We start from the raw sequence: 23,057 nt of genomic DNA on the forward strand, positions 1-23,057 counted from the left end.
CTCTACCGGTGCCGATAGAGCTGGTAGAGAGGCTGAATTTAAGTTTCAGCAATTCGCTATGGTACGGAGCAGTACTTAACACGCTTGCGGTGCATACGCCGTACAATACCTTTGTGCAGTTGTTCAGAAAGATCCTGCCGAACTGGATAAGAGAGGCGTCAGTAATACAAGGGCAAATTTCAGGGCGGGATGAATGCTTAAAAGCTTTAATAGCAACAGGAATAAATGAAAAAGACGCGGAAGCTCTGCTGGACATTGTAGCAAAAAATGGAGGAGACAGCATATATTTTATACATAAAGCATTACAATCGCTGGCAGAAACTGTAATAGAAAAAGGTTTAGACAAATCAGTAATTAATATCGGCCTCTTAACTACCATAGCAACCAATGCCAGATGGAATGCATCTTGGGCCTACAGAGCATTAGAAGCTCTGGCAGAAGCTGATGCAGTAAATGAGAAAAATGAAGATAATGTAGAAAAACTGTTTACCACAATATCAGGCAGGGTGTGGACTGATGCGTCTTTAACCTATCAAGAATTGAGAGATTTGGCAAAAGCTGTGAAAGAAAAAGGATTAGATAAATCGGTAGTGCTTAACATGGAACTTTTAAACAAAATAACAGAAAACTCGTTTGAGTATACAAATCAAGCCTACCTGGCATTACAGCAACTGGCAGAATCTGTTAAGAAAAACGAGTCAGACAGCTCAGTGCTTGATAAAGACTTTTTAATTTCAATAACAGCAAATGCCAAAACAAATACACGTAAAGCTTACAATGTATTACAGGCGCTGGTAGAAGTCAGTCTGGTGAGTAAGGAAAAAAAAGAAGAGATAAAAACCCTTTTAATAACAATAGCTTCCCAACCTTATGCAGCGTCAGCCTATAGTGCATTAGAAGAGCTGATAAAATCAAAAGATTTGGACAAATCTGTAATTAACATGGAACTTTTAAATGCAATAGCAACCAATGCAGAGAGTGAAGCATATTTAGCCTATATAGCATTACAAGAACTGGCAAAATCCGTAGAAATAAATCAGTTAGATAGTTCAGTACTTGATATCAAACTTTTAATTTCTGCCTGTAGTGCAAGACACAGTACACATAAAGCTTTAAATGCATTTCAGTCACTGGCAGAGGCCAAATTAGTGAACAGCGGCAATGTAAATGAGCTGGTAAATCTAATTCCCACAATAGCTGAAAATGCGGGGGAAGATGCAGGTATAGCCTTTAAAGAATTAAAATATCTGGTTGAGTCAAAAAATGTAGACAAATCAATGCTTGATATAAGCTTACTGAATACTATAGCAGTAAATGGAAAGCATAATATACATGCAGATTATCAAGCATTAAAAGCTCTGCTTAGTTCAGAAAAATTCGACAAATCTTTAATTAATCCAGACCTTTTAACCGCAATAGCAACCAACTCCAAATATATTATGGGTTCTGCATTCTATGAATTAAAAGCGCTGATAGAATCAGAAGATTTAATAAACAGAGAGGTGCTTAATTCTGGCCTTTTAAATACAATAGCAGCCAAGACAGGGGTTAATTCGAATTTAGCGTTTCGAGAATTAAAATGGCTGGCAGAATCTAAAATGTTAGGAAACAAAGCTGTACTCAATGTTAACCTTTTAACCACGATAGCAGCTAACGCAGGGAGTGATACAAACGAAGCCTACAAAGCATTAAAATGGCTGGCAGAATCTGTGAAAATAAATGAGTTAAGCGGCTCAGTACTTGATATAGACCTTTTAACAGCAATAGCGGCTAATGCAGGCAAGGATATAACCAAGGCTTATAAAGAATTACAAGAATTTGCAATATTTGTAAAAGATAATGGTTTAGATATATCAGTACTTGATAAAACCTTTTTAACAACGATAGCAGTTACAGCAAAAGGTGATATTTGTCAAGTCTTCCAATTGTTAAAAGAGTTGGCAAAAACAGCAAACGATAAAAAGGTAAAGCTTGAACTCGGTATAATGGCAGAAATGATAGGCATAAATGAAACAAAAGAAATTGGCGGCGAGCAGGTTGTGCTGAAGATGGCTCCTAAAACAGTATTAAAATATTTAACCCTGTTAAAAGAAGGTATAGTATCTGAATCAGAGAAGACCAGAATTACCAATGACGATATACCACAGAAAACCCGGCAACTGGGGTATGACGTGATTTTAGAAGAGGAAGAGCCCGGAGCTGATCTTGCGGCAGCGTCTGTGCTTGATAATGAAATGAGGCGGATATTGGGAGACGGCCTTCTGTACAAGGTGTATACGAGCTTTGTTGTGAACTGGGAGCTAGTGTTCAGCATCCCGGTGTTAAACTGGGCTGCGTACCTATTGATAACGCACTATGACCCTTCAAGGGTAGTCAAACACGGTCATTTGGCGCTTGGGGTAGGGACAGCAGCGCTGGCAGCAGGTGTATTATTTGGTGGCTGGTCTATACTTGTTGGAGCGTTATTCTTTATAGGGGCAAGCGCGTATGTGTTTAGCGGTATACACAAGGACAAAGAAGGGTATGCAGTAAAAGGAAGAGAGCGGGCGTGGCTGTTCGGTGTAGGTACAGTGCTTACCGGTGCTCTTATTTTTCCGTGTTTAATATATTTAATGCCGCTATCTTTACATGCTGCCAATTGGGCAGGTCTAGGCAGTGCGATAGCGGTTGGTGCGGCACGCTATATCATAAGCCATTCGGTATTTAATATATTAATTCAGTTGTTACGGTTTTTCAAGAAAGACCTGCCGAACTGGGTCAGGGAAGCATCAGTAATACAAGATAAAATTACAGAGAGGGAAGCGTGCTTTAAATCTCTAACAGCGGCGGGAGTAGACAGTAACGCAGCAGAAAAGCTTTTGGATACAATAGATGCAACGGCAAGTAACGATAATGTATATTTTGCTTACAAAGCATTACAAGAGTTGTTAAAGGCCAATGCAGTGAAACAGGAAAATATGAATGATGTAGTGACCCTTTTTACTGCAATAGCGCCCGATTCAAGGTGGCCATATGAAGCCTACCAGGCATTAGAAGCGCTGGCAAAGGCTGGTGCAGTCAAGGAGAACGACATGAAGGGTGTAACAGCCCTTTTTACTGCATTGGCAAATAACACAGTAAATATTACGGAAGCATTCAATAAAGCATTACCCTACAAAGCCTTAATAAGCTTTTCAGACTCTGTAAGAACGAATAACATAGATAGATCAGTAATTGATATAGGGTTATTAACCAGAATAACAGCCGGTCTGGGATTTAATTCACATAAGATTTACCGGCCATTACAAGAACTGGCAAAATTTGTGAAAGATATGGACAAATCAGTACTTGATCCGGCTCTCTTAGCCGAAATAGCGCTCCACGTAAAGGAAAATACAGGTGAAGCCTACCAGGTATTAGGAGAGCTGGCAGAAGAAGCAGGAAAAAAAGGAATAAAGCTTCAGATCGGCCTGATGGCAGGAATAATCAGGTTGCATAGACAAATAGCATCTGATGACGGATTAATTGAGATAGTGATGTCACCGGCTGACATTGTCAAATATTTAGAACATTTAAAACTAGGCATAGGATCCGGCGAGATTAACAACGATAATATAGTGCAGAAAACAGAACATATGGGGTATAGTTACTTTCTGGGAGAAAAATACTTAGATACAAACCCGTTTAGTAACAGTTATCTTGCTTCTGAAATAAAACTGAAATTAAGAAAGAATAAAACAATGGAACAGATTAGAGCTGAATTCGAATTAAGGATGATTAAGTTTGAACAAAGACTTACAGAAATTGATCTGGCAAACCTGACTGAAGAAGAAGAAGCCCTCCTTTATAATGTGCTGAATAGAAAGTATCCATCATTTATGAGACGTACGGATATTGAGAAGTTCACAAAAGATCCTTTAACGTTATATATAATGTCTTTCTTGCGCGGCGACGAGTTCTATCTGGAGGACACGGACAAGAAAGAATTAATTGAATTAAGCTATGCTATCGATGAGGCGCACCGGCAGTACGTTAAGGAGAAGCACAGCGGAGACCCGTTGTGGGAGACCAGTTTCAGGGAAATGGTTATAGAACACAGGGAATTTACCAGGTGGTTTTTTGGCAGCGTGAATTTTAAAAACGGAAAGATAGAAGTAAAAAATGCTCTGCAATATTTTATATTAACGGTTTTATTGTTATACGGAGGGATGTACGGCAAAGAACTCGAAGAGTTTACTAAAAATATTTTAATTGAGAAAATAAAGGAACATTTTGGCCTGTTTGCAAAGCTGGCTCTGGGAGATAAGTCGACTGAAGGGGTCGACCTGGAAGAAATGGTTAACCGGCTGACTTTAGACAGTTTTAAACTGCTCGGTACAAATAAAGACAAAAGCATCCTGTGGGGAGTAAAATCTTACCAGCGCACTTACTATTCTTTGTTAAGGAACATAGAAACAGGCTATCCGTCTTTGTTTGTGCTGGATAAAGAATCGCATAAAGGGTTTGATGAATCGCTAAATAAGATAGTCCAGGATACCCAGGGTGAAGCCTGGCGTGTCCCTCTTTCTAATTTTAGTGACCGCTCGGATATATTCGGCATGGATATACCGACTAAAAAAGGAGAGGTCAAGTTTGTCCCGGGTGTTTTGCCAAGATTGATCAACAGGGCCCAAAGCAATAAAGGTAAGCCTGTATACCTGGTGTTTGATAACATAGAAGCTGCCGCGAGCGGGCTGAGGGTGGAATTTAACCCTGTTTTATGGGAAAGAAGGGTTGTGATCCCGGAACTCGGGAAAAGTTTTGTGGTACCGGATAACTTGCATATAATATTCACTATGGGAGAGGATGCTCATATCAAAGATGACGCATTTTTAAACAGGGTGTTGCGCCAGCGCGGGATCGGGCTGGATGCTGATGATTTAACGACACTGCTTGTCAATAAGATAGGAATAGAAAAAGAGATGGCGGATAGGCTTGCCGGACTTTATACTGCTTTAAACAAAGGCCCGTGGAAAGACAAACAGCTGAAATTCTATATTCAGGATATAATTAATATAGCTGTCTATGAAAAAGGCCGCGGCGGAACGCCTGAACAATTAAAAGAAGAAGCCTATAAATATATCAGGATGCGGTTAAGGTATGAAGAAGACAGAAAGAGGTTTGCAAAATTATTTGAGAGTATTTTTGGCTATGGAGCTCAAACTTATGATACTGCAAAAATAGATTTAAAGGAAGGCGCTGTGCTAGTTGACGGGGTGGAAATAGAGATAAGCGACGGTTTTAAAAAATATATTAAAGAAAATGAAGTCAAATCATTCAGGCGGGCAGTGCTTGGCTATTGCGGTTACAGTATGGGAGGCATGGAAGAGGATTTGTTCAGCCAGTTTGTAAGGCAGTTGAAATTCGGGAATAAAGATTCTAATGCCAGTTTGTTTACTGTGATAGAAGGAGCCAGCGGCGAAGGAAAGACGCAGTTTTTAAAAGCACTTTCAAGTATTATCGGATACAAAAATATCGGGCACACGATTCATAGAAGGAGCAGTATCGAAGAACTGAGAGGCGGGATTTTCCCTGAACAAAACGGCGGCCTGAAGATAATAAATGATACCCCGACCTTAGAGGCAGAAAGAGAAGGCAGGAGCGTGATCAATTACAGCGAGCTGAACACTTCGGACAAACAGTCTATAGCGTATTGGCTGCATCCTGAGATGACAGGACAGGATGAAAGGCTTCTGCCAGAGATCCCTGCGGACGAAGGGTATGAAGAGGTGTTTTATAGAAATCCGATATCAAGAGATAACATATATGCGGCAGATATAAACCCCGGAGATTATGCCGCGCGCGGCATAATGCCTGAGCGCGAACGTGCCGGCGTTAAGACTGTCTGGTTAGGTTATGACTACGGCGAGAAAGACAAGGATTATCAGGCCAAAGTGCATGAAGAGATGCATAATAAGATAAAAGATTTGTGCAGCCTGTATTCAAAAGATAAGCCTATAGATGATATTTACATAAGTTTGTTAACTCAAGTATGGTGTGAGGTCCAGGAAGGCATAAACAGCGGGAAGATACGGTCGATGCACCAGGTCTTGACTTTGAGAGATATAATCCGGACAATAAAACTGCATAATTATTATTTAAAGCAGGGCAAATCCACTGAAGAAGCATTCAAAGAGGCGGTAACGGTATGTCTGGGGAACATTTGGCACGAGACTGAGCCTAAAAATAAAATTGCTACAATACTTAAAACGCATAAGCTGTATGTTGATAAGCTCAAAAGCAAAGATATCGTAAGTGATATGCTCAAAAGCGATCTGGGCCATATTTTGCTGCATTCAAATTCCTGGGAAGACGGTTATGATGTGTTAAATGAAGTAATAGCCGGAGATGCAGAAGCTCAAAAATATTACATGAATGTCAGCAGGTTCATAGAGTTGGACACAATAGTCGGCGGTGCGTCGGTAGATGCACAGGGAAACCAGGGAGTATTCTATGGCGCTTTACTAAAGATAATAAAGGAAGCCTCTGAAAATAGCGCTAAGGCCCATTATCTGGTGTTAGACGGGTTCCATCAATTAAATCCTGACACTGCCGTCGGGTTAAACAAAGCTTTACAGGACGGGATTTTAGAAGTGCCCCCGGAGCTTGCCGCTGTATGGAAAGGGGAATTAGTTGAAGGCAGGTATATAAAGATCCCGGACAACTTAAAGATAGTAGGCATAAGCTATACCTCTGAGGACCCGAGCCTTAAAGAAAAACTGCCTATGAGCGGCGCGGAGTTGTCCAGGTTAGCGAACGCAACTATGACAGCCGTTATGGATGAAGAGACCCTGGAGGAATACATAAACGGCAGGCTGGCTGAAGCGGGCGTTGGTAAAATAAATATAGAATCTGCGTCAGCTTTCGCTAACAAGATTTTCAAGCTCTATGTAAAAGAGTTAAAGGACAACAGGTATCTGCAGGCAAGGTTGAGCAAAAAAGATATTGAAGAGTATGTAAATGAATTGCTGCTGAATAAAAATAAATTATCGCCTGATTTGATCGAGAATATAGCCTATTATACTTTGGGCATAGGGCTAAGAGAAGGGCTAACCCGGGACCTCAAGTCAAGGGCACCGCCTGATCTGTCTGAGTTTACGCAGCCCGGGGCACTTGCCGAGATTGATGAAGTGCAGGATGTTTATGCGTCCATATTGTCAGCTTTCAGGAGCAAACGCAATGTTATACTCTTAGAAGGCCTGCAGGGGGCTGGCAAGACCGTAATAGCTGAAGACGTAGCAAGAAGGCTGGGGTATAAACCGGAAGAGTTTTGGAAAAGCTCAATGTATAAGGATGCCGAGCTTTGGGATTACATAGGCAAGATTGAAAAGACAGGGGCGGGCAAATTCAGATTAACGGCTGCAAAAAAAGACGGAAAGTATTTAACGAAGTTTTTAGATCTTGTGAAAAATGGCGGAGTTTATTGTTTTGATGAAGGAAATATCTCGGAAAATTCAGTTGAGATTTTAAGTTTTCTGATGCAGATAGCAAGGTGTGAAGAGATAGAATTAGGCATCTATCACAACGGGATAAAGATAGGAGAAGAAAAGATTCCGGTAAGCCCCAAATTTAAAGTTTTTGTAACGTTTAATCCTGCAGATATTACAAAGGGCAGGAAACAGCTTAAAGCGCAGTTAAACTATTTTGGAAAAAAGATCTGGGTACGCGATGACTGGAGCGAAGCAAGCTACCTTAAGTTCATAGACCATTATCTTGAAAATCCCGGCGCTCTAGATTTGCCCGCCAAACAAAACCTTATCAAACTGCATACTTATATGAAATACATGATGGACCCGGGGTTCAAGGCTATTTATAAAGGGTATATCCCTGCTAAGGTAAAAGATTTCAGGCCAGGCGCTTTTAGCCAATTGTATACATATCAATACGGGGTAAGCCCCAGGGAAATAGTGCGCACTATTGAAATGGTGGACTCTGGCAGGAGCATCTACGAAGGCATACTATTAAATTATTTATACCAGTTCAGCAATGCGGAAGACATGGCAAAAGTTGAGGAAATAATATGCGAAGAATTCCCCGGGTTTAAGGAATTCATGGTGCAATGGAAAGAAGATAAGACAGTAAAAATAGTCAACGGGAATGTAGTGCTTGGAGGTACGGTTATTCAGGGCTCAAAAGACAGGAAGGATCTGAGCGGGAAAGAGAAAAAATGGCTAGATTTACATAGCGGGACGATAAAGGCTTTGACCATGGCTTTAAATTCCACAGACAGGCATACCCTGCTCTTAAGCGAACAGGGAAGCATGCCTTACGAGCTTGTAAAGGAGTATGCGGAATTTAGAGGGGCCGAGATGGATGTGTATAACGGCCATAAACACACTACTATGCTTGAATTAAGCGGCGGCGAGATGGTCGAATTCGGCGAGTTAGATGAGTCTGGCATAGCAAAAGAGGCTGGTGCAGTAAAAGACTTAATGGGATTTCTAGGCAGGCATTTGGTACCGGCGGACAGTAATATAGAGCCCGGTGTCCCTATGCAGATCCTTTATTTGACCTCTCTTGAGATGGTCCCGTCAGAAGAACTTGAAGCCTGGAATGATTTCCTAAATACCGGCAGGATAGAAATCGCAGGCAAAAAGTATAAACTGCCTTCTAACGTGAAGATAGTTGTAAACGCGTCAGTCCTGAGGACCAAGCTTTTCTCATCGCCTTTTTATAACAGGTTCCAAAAGATCGGTATCAAAGCAGTGGAAAACAGGGAAGATGTAGGGAAATACCTGGATTACAAATATCCGGGCTTAACACAACAAGAGATAGATATGATCTATGGCGGTGCGAAATTAGCCTGGTATATGGATATGGGCAGGTATAATATGCAAAAGCCCGACTATAATCGAGCCAGGCAGCGCTTTGGTACCAGGTACGGATTTAGCATGAAAGAAATTGACCTGCTGGCAGAAATAGTGCTCTTAGAGAAAACAAACCTGATAAACAAGGGCAGTACTGAAATAGATTCCGTTAATATAGTCCTAAAGAGCCTGCTCCGCCTCTATGGCGCAGGTTTAAATGACATCAAAGGACCCTCCGGCATTTCAGACAGGGATATGTATATGGACAGGTTGCTGAAAGAAGTGTTTAACTTCAAATTCAAACGCCGGGAACTTGAGAAAATGTTAGTAACAATCAGGCATGACCTAAGAGATGTGAAGATCAAATGGGTAGAAAAGAGCCTGGCTATAGAGGGCCTGGGAGAAACCTGGCAGTCCTTTAACAACGGTATAATGGTAAAAAAAGAAGACGGCAATTATATAGTAAAAACGCCTGCAAATATACACAAAATAAAAATAGGAAAAGATGGCTTGTTTGAAAAGTCCGAAGGCCTGAAGATAGAGATAAAAGAAGGCCGGTTAATACTCCACTTGGGGTTGATAGAGTCTATAGGCGGCATAGAGACAGCCTGCGACGAAGAATATGCAATGCCTCCCGAAGAAGTGCCTCACGGCGATTATATAAAGTATACCGGGGCCATAACAGAGATAGCGAGCATGATGCTTCTGTCCTCAAGGAGATTAGAATATACAAACGGCAGTTCCAGAGGACCTATGCCTGTTTTACAGATGGGTGAGACCGGGGGAGCAAAGAGCACCTTAATAAGGAACTTCGGGCATATACTCGGTATTCCTATCAACACCCTGCACTGCTTTGAACATATGGAACCTGACGTGGTCTATGCGGACATGAGCGTAGCCGGCGGGCAGAATAAAGAGCTGACCTTAACTTTAAAAGAGTTTTTCAGCCATTTCGGCAAGATAGACGGCAAATACTATTATCCGAACGGCAAGAAAACCCATGCCGGAAGGAAAATTCTATTTTTAGATGAAACAAACGTAACCCCTGAGCTTCTGTACAGTATTCGCGAATTATTGCAGGGCAAGAGGGAGTTCAACGTTTATTTATCCGGCGAGATGTTCAGGGTAGAACTTGACCCTGAGGTAATAGTAGAGCTTGCAAGCAATCCCGCAGGCAGGTACGAAGGCAGGGGCGAATTTGCCTGGGAGATCCTTGAGGGTATAGTTAAATTATGGATGCCTGTACTGCACAAATATAAAGAGTCAACCCGAGTTACTAAAAAAGCCGGAGCGGATATTTTGCTTGGGATGTACAGCCGCAAGATGAGAGAATTAGAGAAAGGCTCAGTAGAATCAGAGGGTTTAAAGGAAACGGTATTTAGCGGCGTAAAATTAATGGAAAATGCGGCACCTGCACAAAAGATAGCGGGTGTGCCGGAAAATATAACTTATAAAACCTATGAAAGAACAGAGATAAAAAATGAAAACATCGAAGAAAAAAAGAAACCGGAAAGACCAAAGGAATTTCCTAAAGTAAGGAAAAACCAGACGTTTAAGTGCAGTCATAAAGAAATGGAAGCGGGACTGAAACAAATAGCTGAAACCGGCGATAGGAACAAAAAGTATCAACTCCTGCTTGACACCGTGCTTAACAATTATTTCCTTGCATTAGGCGAAGGTTCTGCCCAAATAAAAAATTATACTGAAAACACGGGGTCCTTAACGAACCGTGTGCTTACCGCAGCAAAAGCTATAGATCCGGAACTTGCCCAATATATTGAAGGTATAGTTAAAATGTATTCGGACTCAGGTAAAGCTATAAGTCTACAAACAGCTAAAAATATAATGAATAGCATAAGAGAGCTAATCCTTAAAAGAGGTGTCAGGCGGTTCCCTTTCAGTTTTGAGATGATACAGACAGAGAAAGAAAAACTGGTCATACTCTTTAAAAGCGAAAAAATAATCAGAGAAGTTGTGCTGACTGATAAAGACTTTGAGGAATTAGGTATAAATAAAGACACATACAAAGACAAACTGCCTGTTAAGGCGTATTCGGTCGAGAAACACCCATTTTTAGAAGAGGCAGTGGCAAGAGGGGTTTTTAAAGGGAAAAACTATGCGGTCGTATATGAAAAATCTACACTGGAAGGCCTCCATTCTTCCCAGGACCCGCAAACACTTATCAGCTGGTGCGGTTATCATGAGCTGGGCCATCGTATTGAAGAGATGCGGGTTTACGGCGAACAGATAACTGCTAATAAAAACGTTGAACTGTTTTCCTCATTGTTCCCGATAATATTCAGCGCGGAAGGCAAGAGGGCTGCATATATTGAATATGAACTTTTAAGGTTGTTGAGCCAGGAAAAGGACAAGGGTTCATATTATTGCCAGGCAGCAAAAGGGATTTTTAACGGATTCTTGGCAGTATTAAAAGAAGAAGGCAAAATCGATAAAGGTGTTGCCGAGATAACCAACTACTTTGAACAGGGATCAATAGATATAATATGGGCTGCAATAAAGAAGTTAAAAGAAGAAGAGGTAAAAAATATAGCAATCAAGCTCTACAAGGAATCCGGAAAATATTTATCAAGCGCCGAAGCCGGCAAATATAAAGGGAAAAAAGGCGGGATAGCGAGCGGGGACAGCATAGGTGAGTATACAGACGGGCTGGCCAATCCTCCGGACGTGGACACTGAAGAACTTCCGCAAGAAGAACAAAAGGAAATAGAGAATAAAATAAATATAGAATCCGACGCAGAAGGCGAGAAGGAAGAAACCCCCAAGATAATCAATGATAAGGAAGTCGGCGGTATGTCAGGGGAAGAAGGAGGGGAACCAGGAAGAGGCGGCTCCGGAGTGGTGGAAGGAAAATGGTTTGAAAAATATTGCCTCCTGTTCGGCAGCGGGGCAAGAAAGTTCATAGATATTTTTGCCGTAGAGCCGAAAGAAGAAGAAACTTATGCCAGTTCAGGGAGGAAGCTTGTTATAAGGCGCTGGATAACTTCGGCAAAAAAAGTTTTCAAGAAAACGATATATGAGGAAGAATCCCCGCAGGTTGAGATAGGGGTAACAATAGACAGGAGCGGAAGCATATTGGGAAAACCGGGTTTAGTAACTGCCTTCAATACCTTAACCAAATTTTTTATCAGTTTAATGTATGTTGCCGGCAGGAACAATACAGATGTTTCGTTTACGGTAAGTTCTATAGGCGAAGACTTTACTCCTGTAGTCGGGTTTGACGAATGCAGGGACGAAAATAAGCTTGAAGAGGCACCGGCTGCATTGTGGAGAGGTGACAGCGACGGTATAAATACTATAAACCTGATCAATGGTTTGAGAAAACAGTACGCTTCTCGCGATCTAAGCAAGCCAAAAGTGCACTTTGTACATACTGACGGCGGAGAGACGGCTTTCAAGCATCGTCCTACGGAAGCAGAATGGAAGCAGTTAAGAGATATGGTAAACAAGTTTGAAGAGGAATACGGGGTTGAACTGGTTTTTATCGGTCTGGGGACAGAAGATGTAAAGAATTATAACAGGTATATCGTTTTAGAGGATGAGCCAAAAGCCGAAGAGTTTGTAGATATTATAACGAATATCGCGATAATGAAAGTAACGCGCGGCAAACTTCTTGAAGGCGACCTTGTAAAAGTGTTGAACCTAACGACAGCTTCTGTTCAAGCGATGGGCCTGGCTGCGGGTTCAAAAATGACAATCCATGCAGTACAAAACACTGCAAATACTTCTGGCATGTTAAGAAATAAGATACTAAATATTATGGACAGGTTCCGGGAACTAAGGCAAATATGCCCTGAGCTGGTGGGGAAGTCTTTTACACAGGCTAAGTTCGGGTTAACTCTGGATCAAATGAAAACAGAAAGAGAAAATAACCGGATGGTGTCAAGAAAAGGGATGAAGAGGCTTACTGTTACTTCTATTACTTCCCAGCAAGCCATAGAGCTTAAGCAAAAATTAGGGCGTGAGTTCAAGGAATTTACTTCCGGAGCCGATAAAGTACCTAATATCGTTTTATACGGCCAGGAATTAAAAATATGGGTTGATATGTCAGGGATGATTTATGTGCAGGATCCGAGTGATGCCTCCTTAAATAATCCGAAGCTGGCCGGTTTGGTGCAGAGTCCCGAAGGCAGAAACTGGGTTAATTCAATGCTGTTTCATTTAATTAATTATACTATACATGCTGATGTCCCTAACAAAAACAGTTTCAGTCAGCAGTTAGTCAGGTTCTGTAATCTGCCTGTAGGCCGGGCCGGTGAACAGATCAACAATGACATAATTCTTGTCAATAATGACCTGATGATCCCGAAAAACATGATCGAGCGCTTAGGTCTTAATAAAGACGAGAACTTTACTGAAGAAGAAAGAAGGTTCTATACCCGGCTATTTGGCGAGATAGAAACCATGTATTCAAATAAAATGGTCATAGCATCGATAGAAGGTGAAACCGCTGCGGCAAAGAACCTGGAAGCCTCTGGCAGGGTTAATTTAAGGTTATATGCCGAAGATATGGCAGGTTTGACCGGCACAGGCGTTTTAAATAAAATAGGGAATATATATTTGGCATTATTGAACAGCCAGGAAGGCGTATTAATGGCCAAAACAACGCTTGATATAGGGTTTAATTTTGGCGAAGATAAATTAAGCGATTTGGGTAAAGCTGCGGAACTGATAGAGGCACGCATGAAAGACTGGACACAGGGACCGGTAACGATAACCGATCTTGTTGTGAACGGGAAATTAAACACCAAATATCTGGATCTTTCCAGGCTTGCAGAAGCAAAAGGTGTCGATATAGCGGAACTTAAAAAAGGCGGATTTGACCTGGAAGCAATGAAACAAATACTGGCTAACCTGTCAGGAAAAAGTAAATCTGAATTTGATAAATATCAGAAGTCGCTCACAGAACAGCAAAAAAGGGCTTTGGAGAATGAAGTTCTTGACATCTATGAACGTGCTGGAAAATCACGCATAGAGGCCAAAGAGCTCTTAAAAACAGGCAATGTCAATAAAGACCTGGTCCAGTTCGTGTATTATATGCACTGGAATATGCAGGTTTTGACCAGGCAATTAATAAGAGATATTATGGAAATTGAAGTTGAGAAGCGTGAAGGCAGGGTGAAGGCGGTTGAAAGCGTCGGCTTGGAAAATAGTATCGGTGATGCATCGGCCCTAGAGAGTTTATATCAATCAATATTGGATACCTATAACCTCGGAGCAAAAAGTATCCATATAAACCTTGTTCCCTTGATCAGTAAAAAGACAAAAGAATTGTATCAGGAAAGGGTGCTGGATTTAGTTACCGAAAGAAGATCTAAAAAAGATGTGGAACTGGAAATTAAGGAAGAGCTGGCTAAATTCATAAATGAACTGGGCCTGCAGCTGGTAAAGTTCGCAGATGAATACAGAGGAAGGCCGCTGCCTTCCGATTTTGTTGTGTCTGTTGCTTTGCCGGAAGCTTCGCATGATGCTGCAAAAGCCTTGCGTCAGGCAGGTATCGAATGTGTCGAAGTGTGTACGCTTGGCCAATTGTCAAACCTTGCCGAAGGCAGCGATTATAAATTGCAAAGCAATAATACGTATTTGAAAGTCGTAACAGCACAAGAAGATGTAAAAGAAGATGATAAAACAAAGGGGCTTGAAAACGGGTTAAAGAGCCAGGCAAAGGTTCTTATGGTTGATTCCAGGCTTTCTGAATCGCTGGAAAGGGCTGATAAGCCGTTTGCTCAGGCTGTTGAGGAAAAGAAACAGAAAGCAGATATGTATAAGAAAAAATCAACAGCTAATTTAAGTTTGACTTCCTTCACCGAAGGTTATAATGTCTACAAACGCAGGGCGGTTCCTTTAATGAATGAAAAAGAAGAGGTGTATGCTGAGGTCGTTAAACTTGTCTATGAGTATAAGAAATTAACGGTGTTAAAAGATAAGGCTGAAAAATTAACGGAGATTCGGGACAAGATTTCAGGTGATGAAAGGTTTGCACATTTAAAAGACTACGTTGATGAAGCTATGAAATCCGTTCAAAGTATGAGTGCCATAGGTGCAGCAGATGCAGAGGTCATTGAAAGGTGCGATATTACAGCCCAATATGTCTTTGGCGCCTTGGTTTCAATAGCAAGCGATAGTATAGTGCCCGAACTGCTGCCTGAGTATATGAAAAATGTCGAATTTATAAGCGGCGAGTTAAGGCAGGTGTGTGCCATATTGCTATTGAATGTGTTTGCTACAGATACAAAGCTGTTCAATGACCTGAAAGATTATCAGGGCGACCCAAGGCGGTTTAATTTCAATGACTATGACAATGATATGGTCAGAGGTATCATTGAGAACGGCACGGTTTCCGGGGCAACTCCGGCCGCGGTCACTGAACGGATACTTGACCTGTTGTACAACGACACAAAACACATAATGCCGGAGTTCATAGATAACATTATTAAAACAGTCGGTTCCTCAACAAAGGTAAGCCTGGTGCGGGCAATTAATGCCGCCGGGTAAATGCTTTTTGTAACGCTATTTTATCTGACACCTGCCTTTCTTTTATTTCCTGCCGAGCAATCCGTATTTATTCTAAAAAATAAAAAAAGTATGATTTTAAAAGCTATTTTATCTATGGCATAACAAAATATGATATAATAAAAACCATTGTAATTTAAAATAAATTGATAATTTGTGTGGCATTAAAGGGATAATAATATGAAGAAGATCGTCTTATTAACAGCGGTTATAATAGCCTGCCGTATTTTATGTCATAGTGCGGAGAATGCGGCACCTTCGGCTCTTACGCTTAAAGGCTGCCTTGATCTATCGGAGAAAAAAAGTGAAGTGTTAAAGATAGAATTTGAAAGACAGAAACAGATGCTTTACAGGTTAAACCAGGCCAGAGGCACCGTGCTCCCTGCGATCGATTATAGGTACCTCAAAACCTATAGAGATACTTCGGGCGGATTTTATGACGGGGAACAGGCGGATTCAAGATTTAATATAAGCCAGCCAATATTTAACGGGTTTAAGAATAGTTACGGCATAAAAGCCGCAAAAAGCCTGGTAACAAAAGAAGAACTGCTTTATAAAGTATTGTATAAAGATTTTGAAGTTTCGGTCACGCAGTCTTTTTATACTGTTATCCAGTTACAGGCAGATATACAAAACATTCAAAGCTCTGAAAAACTGTTGCAGGACAGGATAATAGAGCTCAACGAAAGGGTACGGCTCGGAAAATCCCGGGAAAGCGAAGTCCTGGCAGTTGAATCCCAGATAGCAACTCTTAAAGCGCAGGAAGAAAGCCGGAAAGGCAACCTTGCCAATGCCCTGGAGTCTTTATCATTCTTGACAGGCATTGATTCATCGGAGTTGAACATCATTGACGATTCCTCTGGGGTTCAGGACCTTGAAATACTGGAGAAGTATATTGCAAAAGTAAATGACTGGCCAGAGATCGAAGCCGCCAGGCAGGATATTGTATTTCAAACCAATGCGGTCAATATCGCTAAAGGTTCGCGCCTGCCGTCTTTAGATCTTGACGGTTCCTATTATACAAACAGGAGCGGCAGCCTTTCTTCATCGAACTGGGAAGCGCTCTTTACGTTTGATATGCCTCTTTTTCAGGGAGGGATAATCAAAGGGAAGTTAAACGAAGAGAGCTCTATCCTTAACCAGTATGAACAAGCTCTTTCTTTGGCACAAAGACAGGCCACAAGCCTGGTAAAGAAGCTTTATCAGGCTGCGGTTTCAAGCCTTGGCCAGGTTTCCGCGTATAAAGATGCTTACGAAAAAGCTCAAAAAAGCTACCAGATACAGTTAAAAGATTACCGTTTTGGCCTTGTAAACAACCTTGATGTCCTGCAGGCTATGACAGCGATGCTCGATGCAAAACGCAGCTATGACAAAGCTCTTGTGCAGGCAAAAATAGATAAGGCCAACCTTGAAATAGCAACAAAAAACTAAAAATACAATAAACAGCTTGACATGTTGTATTGTGTATAATACAAAATATATGTAATCTTATATTATGCAGGGGTTGGGCAAAATTAAGGTGTGTGTCCCCCGAATTAATTCCGGGGACACACACCTTAATTAGTATGCAGGCGCAAAAGATATTTTTGCACAAGGGACAATAAATGAGAAATAAACATTTAACATTCAATGAACTGGTAGAGTCTATTCAAAATGTACATCAAAATCTTTCTGCAAAGGCTGCTAAAGCGGTTAATGCCAGTCTAACTATTAGAAACTGGATTATTGGCTATTATATTGAAGAATATGAGCGTGCCGGGGTTGACAGGGCTCGTTACGGAGACCGTCTTATGGAGGTGTTGGCAACTACTCTTACAAAACAACGCTTATCCGGGTGCGATAGGAGAGAATTATACCGGCATAGGCAGTTTTATCTTGTATACCCGCAAATTGTGGAGTCAGTGTCCCCACAATTACCTGCTTGGCTAAAGGGAATGATTTCAGTAAAACCGAAGAAAGTGGGGACAGTGTCCCCACAATCAAGTATCCCGCCCAAACAGCTTTTAGACAGGTTTTCTTATTCACATTTTGCTGAATTATTAGAAATCGAAGATCATATGAAGCGCGCTTTTTATGAACATGAATGTATGAGGGGTAATTGGTCAGTGCGGGAGCTTAAGCGGCAGATAGCCACTCTTTATTTCGAGCGTTCCGGATTGTCAAAAAATAAAAAGAAGCTCGCTGAAATTGTGGGCAGAAAAGCTGAGACCGATAAACCGGAGTTTGTAATCCGCGACCCTTACGTGTTCGAGTTTCTCGGGTTAAAATCAAGAGAAGTAATGGGCGAGTCTCATCTTGAAAATGCTTTGCTCGATAAATTGCAGGAGTTCCTCTTAGAACTCGGGCATGGATTTTGTTTTGAGGCACGGCAGCAGAGGATAATTATTGGGGGTGAATATTGTTTTGTCGACCTTGTGTTTTATCACAGGGTGCTTAAATGTCACGTGTTAGTTGAGCTTAAGGCAGATGAATTTAAATATGAGAATGTAGGCCAGTTGAATACTTATATTAACTGGTACAAAAAGCATGCAATGACTGCGGGTGATAATCCGCCTATCGGTATTTTATTGTGTACCGGCAAGAATAGCGCAAAAGTTGAGTTTGCATTAGCAGGCATGGATAATAAGTTATTTGTTAAAAAATACCAGTTGGAGCTGCCCAAAAAGGAAGAGATAAAAAAGTTTTTAGAAGCCCAGATTAAATAAAAACTGAGGAATTCTTGCGGCACACTATTTAATTATTTTGTTAATTCAGGGGACACACACCTTAATTGTTGAATTTAGGAGACACAAGACTGAATTAAAACATTAATCAAAGGAAGCTAAAGGTAGTTAAAAATTAGCGTTTAGCGTATAACATAGAGCGGATAGAAAAAGCAAAAGCCTCAAAGATTTTGCAGTTCCTATATGCTAAACACTAATAATGGGAGTTAAAATGTCTTTATCAGATACGTCAATAAAAAACCCGGTTTTTGCCTGGATGCTTATGGCCGGGATTATTGTTTTTGGTATGTTAGGTTTTTTAAGGTTGGGTGTAAGCCAGCTGCCTGATGTTGATAATCCCGTACTTTCCATTTCCACCGCGTGGGAAGGCGCTGCGCCTGAAGTCATGGAAACAGAAGTGACAGATGCTATAGAAGGCGCTGTAATGGGGATACAGGGTGTCCAAGAAATAATATCCACATCGCGGCAGGGAAGCAGTGATGTAACGGTCCAGTTTGACCTCAGCACCGATATAGATGTGGCCCTTCAGGAGATACAAAGCAGTATATCCCGCATCCTGCATCACATGCCCCGGGAAATTGACCCCCCTAATATCCGCAAAAGCAACCCCGAAGACCAGCCTATCCTCTGGCTCAGCGTTTCCGGAGACCGGCCTCTTAAATTTCTCATGACTTATGTCCGTGATAATATAAAAGACCAGCTGACTACCATCCCGGGTGTAGGGGACGTGTTCCTGGGCGGCTATGTGGACCCAAACCTGAGGGTCTGGCTTAATGCCGATAAGATGCAAAAAAACGAGTTGACGGTGGATGATATAACATCCGCCATTTTGTCGGAACACGCAGAGGTCCCGGCGGGCTATATCAATACAGGTACAAATGAAATGAATATACGGGTTACAGGAGAGGCCGGCACGGTAAAAGAGTTCAGCTCCATAATAATACCCTCAAGGAAAGGCTCGGTTTTGTGGAAAAAATTTACTATAGGAGATGTCGCAGATGTCGAGGAAGGGCTTGCGGATATTAGGCGTATATCCCGCACCATGGGTGTAGCTAACGTGGGCCTCGGCATACGCAAACAGCGCGGCACAAATGCCGTAGAGGTCGCAAACGCAGTAAAAGCCCGTGTAGACGCTATGCAGAGATACCTCCCAAAAGGCGTAAAACTGGAGGTCCGTTTCGACACTACAAAATTTATAAGTGACTCAATACACGAGATGAACTTCATCATGATTCTTTCGGTAATACTTACCTCGCTTGTCTGCTGGCTATTCCTTGGATCGTTCAATTCTGCATTCAATGTCTTTCTTACAATACCGCTTTCTATATTCGGGACGTTCTTTGTGATATATATACTTGGCTTTACCCTGAATACTTTCACGCTCTTGGGGTTATCGCTTGTCATCGGCATTGTAGTAGATGACGCCATAATGATGCTTGAGAACATTGCGCGGCACAGGGAAGAAGGGGAGACAAAAGTTCTCGCTGCAATAAAAGGCGCGCGCCAGATAACCTTTGCTGCCATAGCTGCTACTACAGCCATACTTGCGATATTTGTGCCTGTCATTTTCATGCAGGGGATCATCGGAAAATATTTCCTTCAGTTTGGCGTAACGATTTCCGTGGCTGTAATGATATCGCTGCTCGGGGCGCTTACTCTTACTCCGATGTTCTGCGCGCAGTTCCTTACTATCGGCCATACGACCGGAATAGGCAAGGTTATGGACAAATTCATGGCCTGGCTGAAAATGAATTATGCGGTCAGCCTTAAATGGTGTTTGGGCCGCAGGTGGACAGTAATTTTTGTGTCTTCCCTGATGTTTGCTGCATCACTTTTTATGTTCTCCATAGTAAAGAAAGAATTCGTTCCACCGCAGGACATGGGCCTGCTCAGTGCGCGTATTGAAACAAAGGTGGGTTCTTCCATAGAGTTTACAGACAGTGTTTTTAAGGAAGTAGAAAATGCTGTAATGAAGCATCCTGAAATAAAAAACTATTTTTCAAATATCGGCGGGGACATGGCAAATACCGGAAATATAATGATGAGGTTAAAGGACGTCAAAGACCGGCCGGTTGATAAAAAGAAAGGCAGGCCGCTTACCCAGCAGGAATTGATGCCCCTTCTCCGAAAAGAACTAAAAGCCATTACGGGCGTAGTAAAAGCCAGTGTTTCGGACCCGTCTTTGGCGGTTTTCGGATCACGCCGCGGTTTTCCGGTTGAATTTACGTTGAACGGCCCGGAGTGGGATAAACTGGGCGCTTTGAGCGGGAAGATGCTGGATGTTATGGAAAATACCGGGCTGATGGTCGATGCTAACTCTGATTATCAGATTGGAATGCCCGAGGTGCGTGTTGTCCCGGACAGAAAAAAGGCAGCTGAGCGGGGTGTGAGCATTTCAGTGATAGGTGCTACGATAAACTCCATGATAGGCGGCGTCCGCGTAGGCAAGTACACGCAGGGTGGCCGGCGTTACGATATCCGCGTCCAGCTTCTTTCCAGCGACCGCAACAAAGTGGCAGATATCAGCAAGATATGGGTCCGCAATAACCGCGGAGAGGTAATACGGTTATCGGATGTCGTGAGCATTATACAAAAGCCGTCTCTTCTTTCTATAACCCGGAAAAACCGCGAACGTGCTATACGCATGTATGCAAATGTCGCTCCCGGTAAATCGCAGGGAGAAGCCTTAAAGAAAATCGAAGAACTTGGAAAGGAAGTACTTCCCGAAGGGTACCGGCTTGTTTTTACAGGGAGTGCACAGACATATAAGGATTCTTTCGGGAGTTTGTATGTAGCTCTTATTCTTGGAATTTTTGTTGCTTACATGGTGCTCGGCACCCAGTTCAACAGTTTCGTGCACCCTTTTACAGTGCTTCTGGCGCTTCCTTTCAGTATTTCCGGAGCTGTCATCGCCATGGTGCTCACAGGTAATACACTCAACATGTACAGCGCCATAGGTATAATACTTCTCATGGGTATAGTTAAAAAGAACTCGATACTGCTTGTAGATTTTACTAATCAGAGAAGGGAAGAAGGTATGGAAGTGTATGATGCCTTGATGAACGCTTGCCCCATACGTCTCCGGCCGATAATTATGACCTCTATTTCTACAGTTGCAGCAGCTGTTCCACCGGCTCTTGCGATAGGCCCAGGTGCCGAGACCCGCGTTCCAATGGCTGTAGTTGTTATAGGCGGGGTTTTTGTTTCAACGGTTTTAACACTGTTTGTCGTACCGTGCGTTTACAGCCTTATGTCAAAGCTTGAAAGCCGTGCGCATTATAAAGACGTGCATGAAGCTATGAAAGAACTATCAAAAGCATAGCCATCCTTATTCCACCCCTTACATCTACCTCATACAATTGGCGTTTCCTATGCCTAAAAATTTATGCATACGAGCTTGACAAATAAATAGAAAAGATATAATATGTTTTTGAAAAGCTTAATTTTATATGCTAAAGAACCGGCTGGGGGTAGAAATGAAATCAAAAACATTACTTAAAAGAACCATAAAAACAAGTATTTTTCTAATCAATCAATCAATCAGTATTCCTTACTAAGTACTTCATCAAACAAAATCCAACAAATCAATTATAAGGAAGGTAATAAATGAGGCCTATACAAAGGAGTATAGAAATATTTTTTCTTATTTTATGTTTATCTTTGCCTTTATTTTTATCTGTGAATGTGCAGGCAGGATTAATCTCTGGTTGTGTTAATTCTGGCGGTTCTTCAAACAGTTCAGACAAGATAAAGTTTATAAGCCTGGGCGGTATTTCAAGAGGTTACTCTTCCATAATCCAAAAAAGCGCTTCTATAGCAAAAACAGCGCTTAAACAGGCTATTGGTCCGAGCGCTGAATTTATACTCCACGAAGCATATACCTTCCCAAACCCGGCAAAAAGCGGCAAAAAACCAACCCTGCACATTGAAGTAGGCGTAGCTGATTTAGTTGATTTCAGGATATATGATGTAGCCGGTGATTTAATTTTTAAAGGCGAGCTAACCTCAGCTCCGCAGGTAATAGGTTTACAATATGCCTATGAATACCAGCTTAACAGCGATATAGCGAGCGGAACCTATATCTGCAAAGTCCAGGCCAAGAAACAAGGCAAAAACGATATAACTACAACCATAAAATTTGCCATAATCCGTTGAGGTCTTAGGGTCTTCCAGTCCCGCATTGGATAAGACAATGCGGGATTGGCGGCGGCTAATGTGAAGCCGGGGCCGGATTGTCGGGATGGAATAGAAATTTCGAAATCCAAAGCACGAATTTCGAAAAAATAATCAATAGGCAAAAAGAAATCTGCAAAACTTAAAATTAATTTGTCTTTTCGAAATTACTTATTGAGGTTATATGATGACTAAACAACCCAAGATTATTTGTATAGGGATAGTATTATTTTTATTAAATTCATCACTTTCTTTTGCCGGAACAACAGGCGCAGCCTTTCTAAAGATAGGTGTAGGAGCAAGAGCCGCAGGCATGGGCTCAGCGTTTACGGCTCTGAGCGATGACGCAAGCGGTATCTACTGGAACCCTGCCGGTATAGCGAGTATATCGGAAAAGCAGGTTATGTTTATGCACTCAAACTGGATAGAAGATTTAAAATACGATTTTGCAGGTTTTGTTAAGCCCGTAAAAACAGGTGTTTTAGGCCTAGCCGCAAGCTATTTATCGCAAGGCGATTTCCAGGGCAGGGACGAGAACAGGCAACCCACTTCAAGTTTCTCGGCTTATGATATGGCCCTACTTGTTTCAATGGCGAAAAAGACGGACTATGGTAGTCTAGGCGCCAACTGTAAAATAATAAGAGAAGTTATAGAATCCGAAAATGCAACAGGTATAGCAGTAGACCTTGGCAGTAAAATTCAATACCCGGATTCTAAATTCAGTTTCGGCCTTGTGCTACAAAACCTCGGCCCCCAAATGAAGTTCATAAACGACGGCTATAACCTTCCTTTAAGCCTTGCAGCC

General features: G+C 41.9%; 6 protein-coding genes. All 6 read left to right on the top strand.

Annotation, left to right across the window (positions count from 1 at the left end; all coding sequences use genetic code 11):
* Positions 1-113: 113 nt before the first annotated feature.
* Complete coding sequence (locus LHV68_13370) at positions 114-15,338, top strand: hypothetical protein (protein ID MCB4792853.1); 15,225 nt, start codon at positions 114-116, stop codon at positions 15,336-15,338.
* Between the two features lie 198 nt (positions 15,339-15,536).
* Entirely contained in the window at positions 15,537-16,787 is a 1,251-nt protein-coding gene (locus tag LHV68_13375; GenBank protein ID MCB4792854.1) for a TolC family protein, read from the top strand.
* A gap of 173 nt (positions 16,788-16,960) precedes the next feature.
* A complete protein-coding gene (locus LHV68_13380; GenBank protein MCB4792855.1) occupies positions 16,961-18,061 on the top strand; it encodes a PDDEXK nuclease domain-containing protein in 1,101 nt (366 codons plus the stop codon).
* A 229-nt stretch (positions 18,062-18,290) separates the two neighbouring features.
* Positions 18,291-21,401 carry an efflux RND transporter permease subunit gene (locus LHV68_13385; protein ID MCB4792856.1) on the top strand — a complete coding sequence of 1,037 codons (3,111 nt, stop codon included), beginning with the start codon at positions 18,291-18,293 and terminating at the stop codon, positions 21,399-21,401.
* A gap of 284 nt (positions 21,402-21,685) precedes the next feature.
* Entirely contained in the window at positions 21,686-22,234 is a 549-nt protein-coding gene (locus LHV68_13390) for a T9SS type A sorting domain-containing protein (GenBank protein MCB4792857.1), read from the top strand.
* 202 nt (positions 22,235-22,436) lie between these two features.
* On the top strand, positions 22,437-23,057 hold a 621-nt coding region (locus LHV68_13395; protein MCB4792858.1), incomplete at its 3' end, for a PorV/PorQ family protein.

Origin of the sequence: Candidatus Liberimonas magnetica (assembly GCA_020523885.1) — a bacterium.
GTDB lineage: Bacteria > Elusimicrobiota > Endomicrobiia > Endomicrobiales > JAFGIL01 > Liberimonas > Liberimonas magnetica.

Bases quoted from the DNA above. Each gene is read 5' to 3' on its own strand.
- LHV68_13380 (MCB4792855.1), top strand. From the start codon at position 16,961: ATGAGAAATAAACATTTAACATTCAATGAACTGGTAGAGTCTATTCAA.
- LHV68_13385 (MCB4792856.1), top strand. From the start codon at position 18,291: ATGTCTTTATCAGATACGTCAATAAAAAACCCGGTTTTTGCCTGGATG.
- LHV68_13375 (MCB4792854.1), top strand. From the start codon at position 15,537: ATGAAGAAGATCGTCTTATTAACAGCGGTTATAATAGCCTGCCGTATT.
- LHV68_13390 (MCB4792857.1), top strand. From the start codon at position 21,686: ATGAGGCCTATACAAAGGAGTATAGAAATATTTTTTCTTATTTTATGT.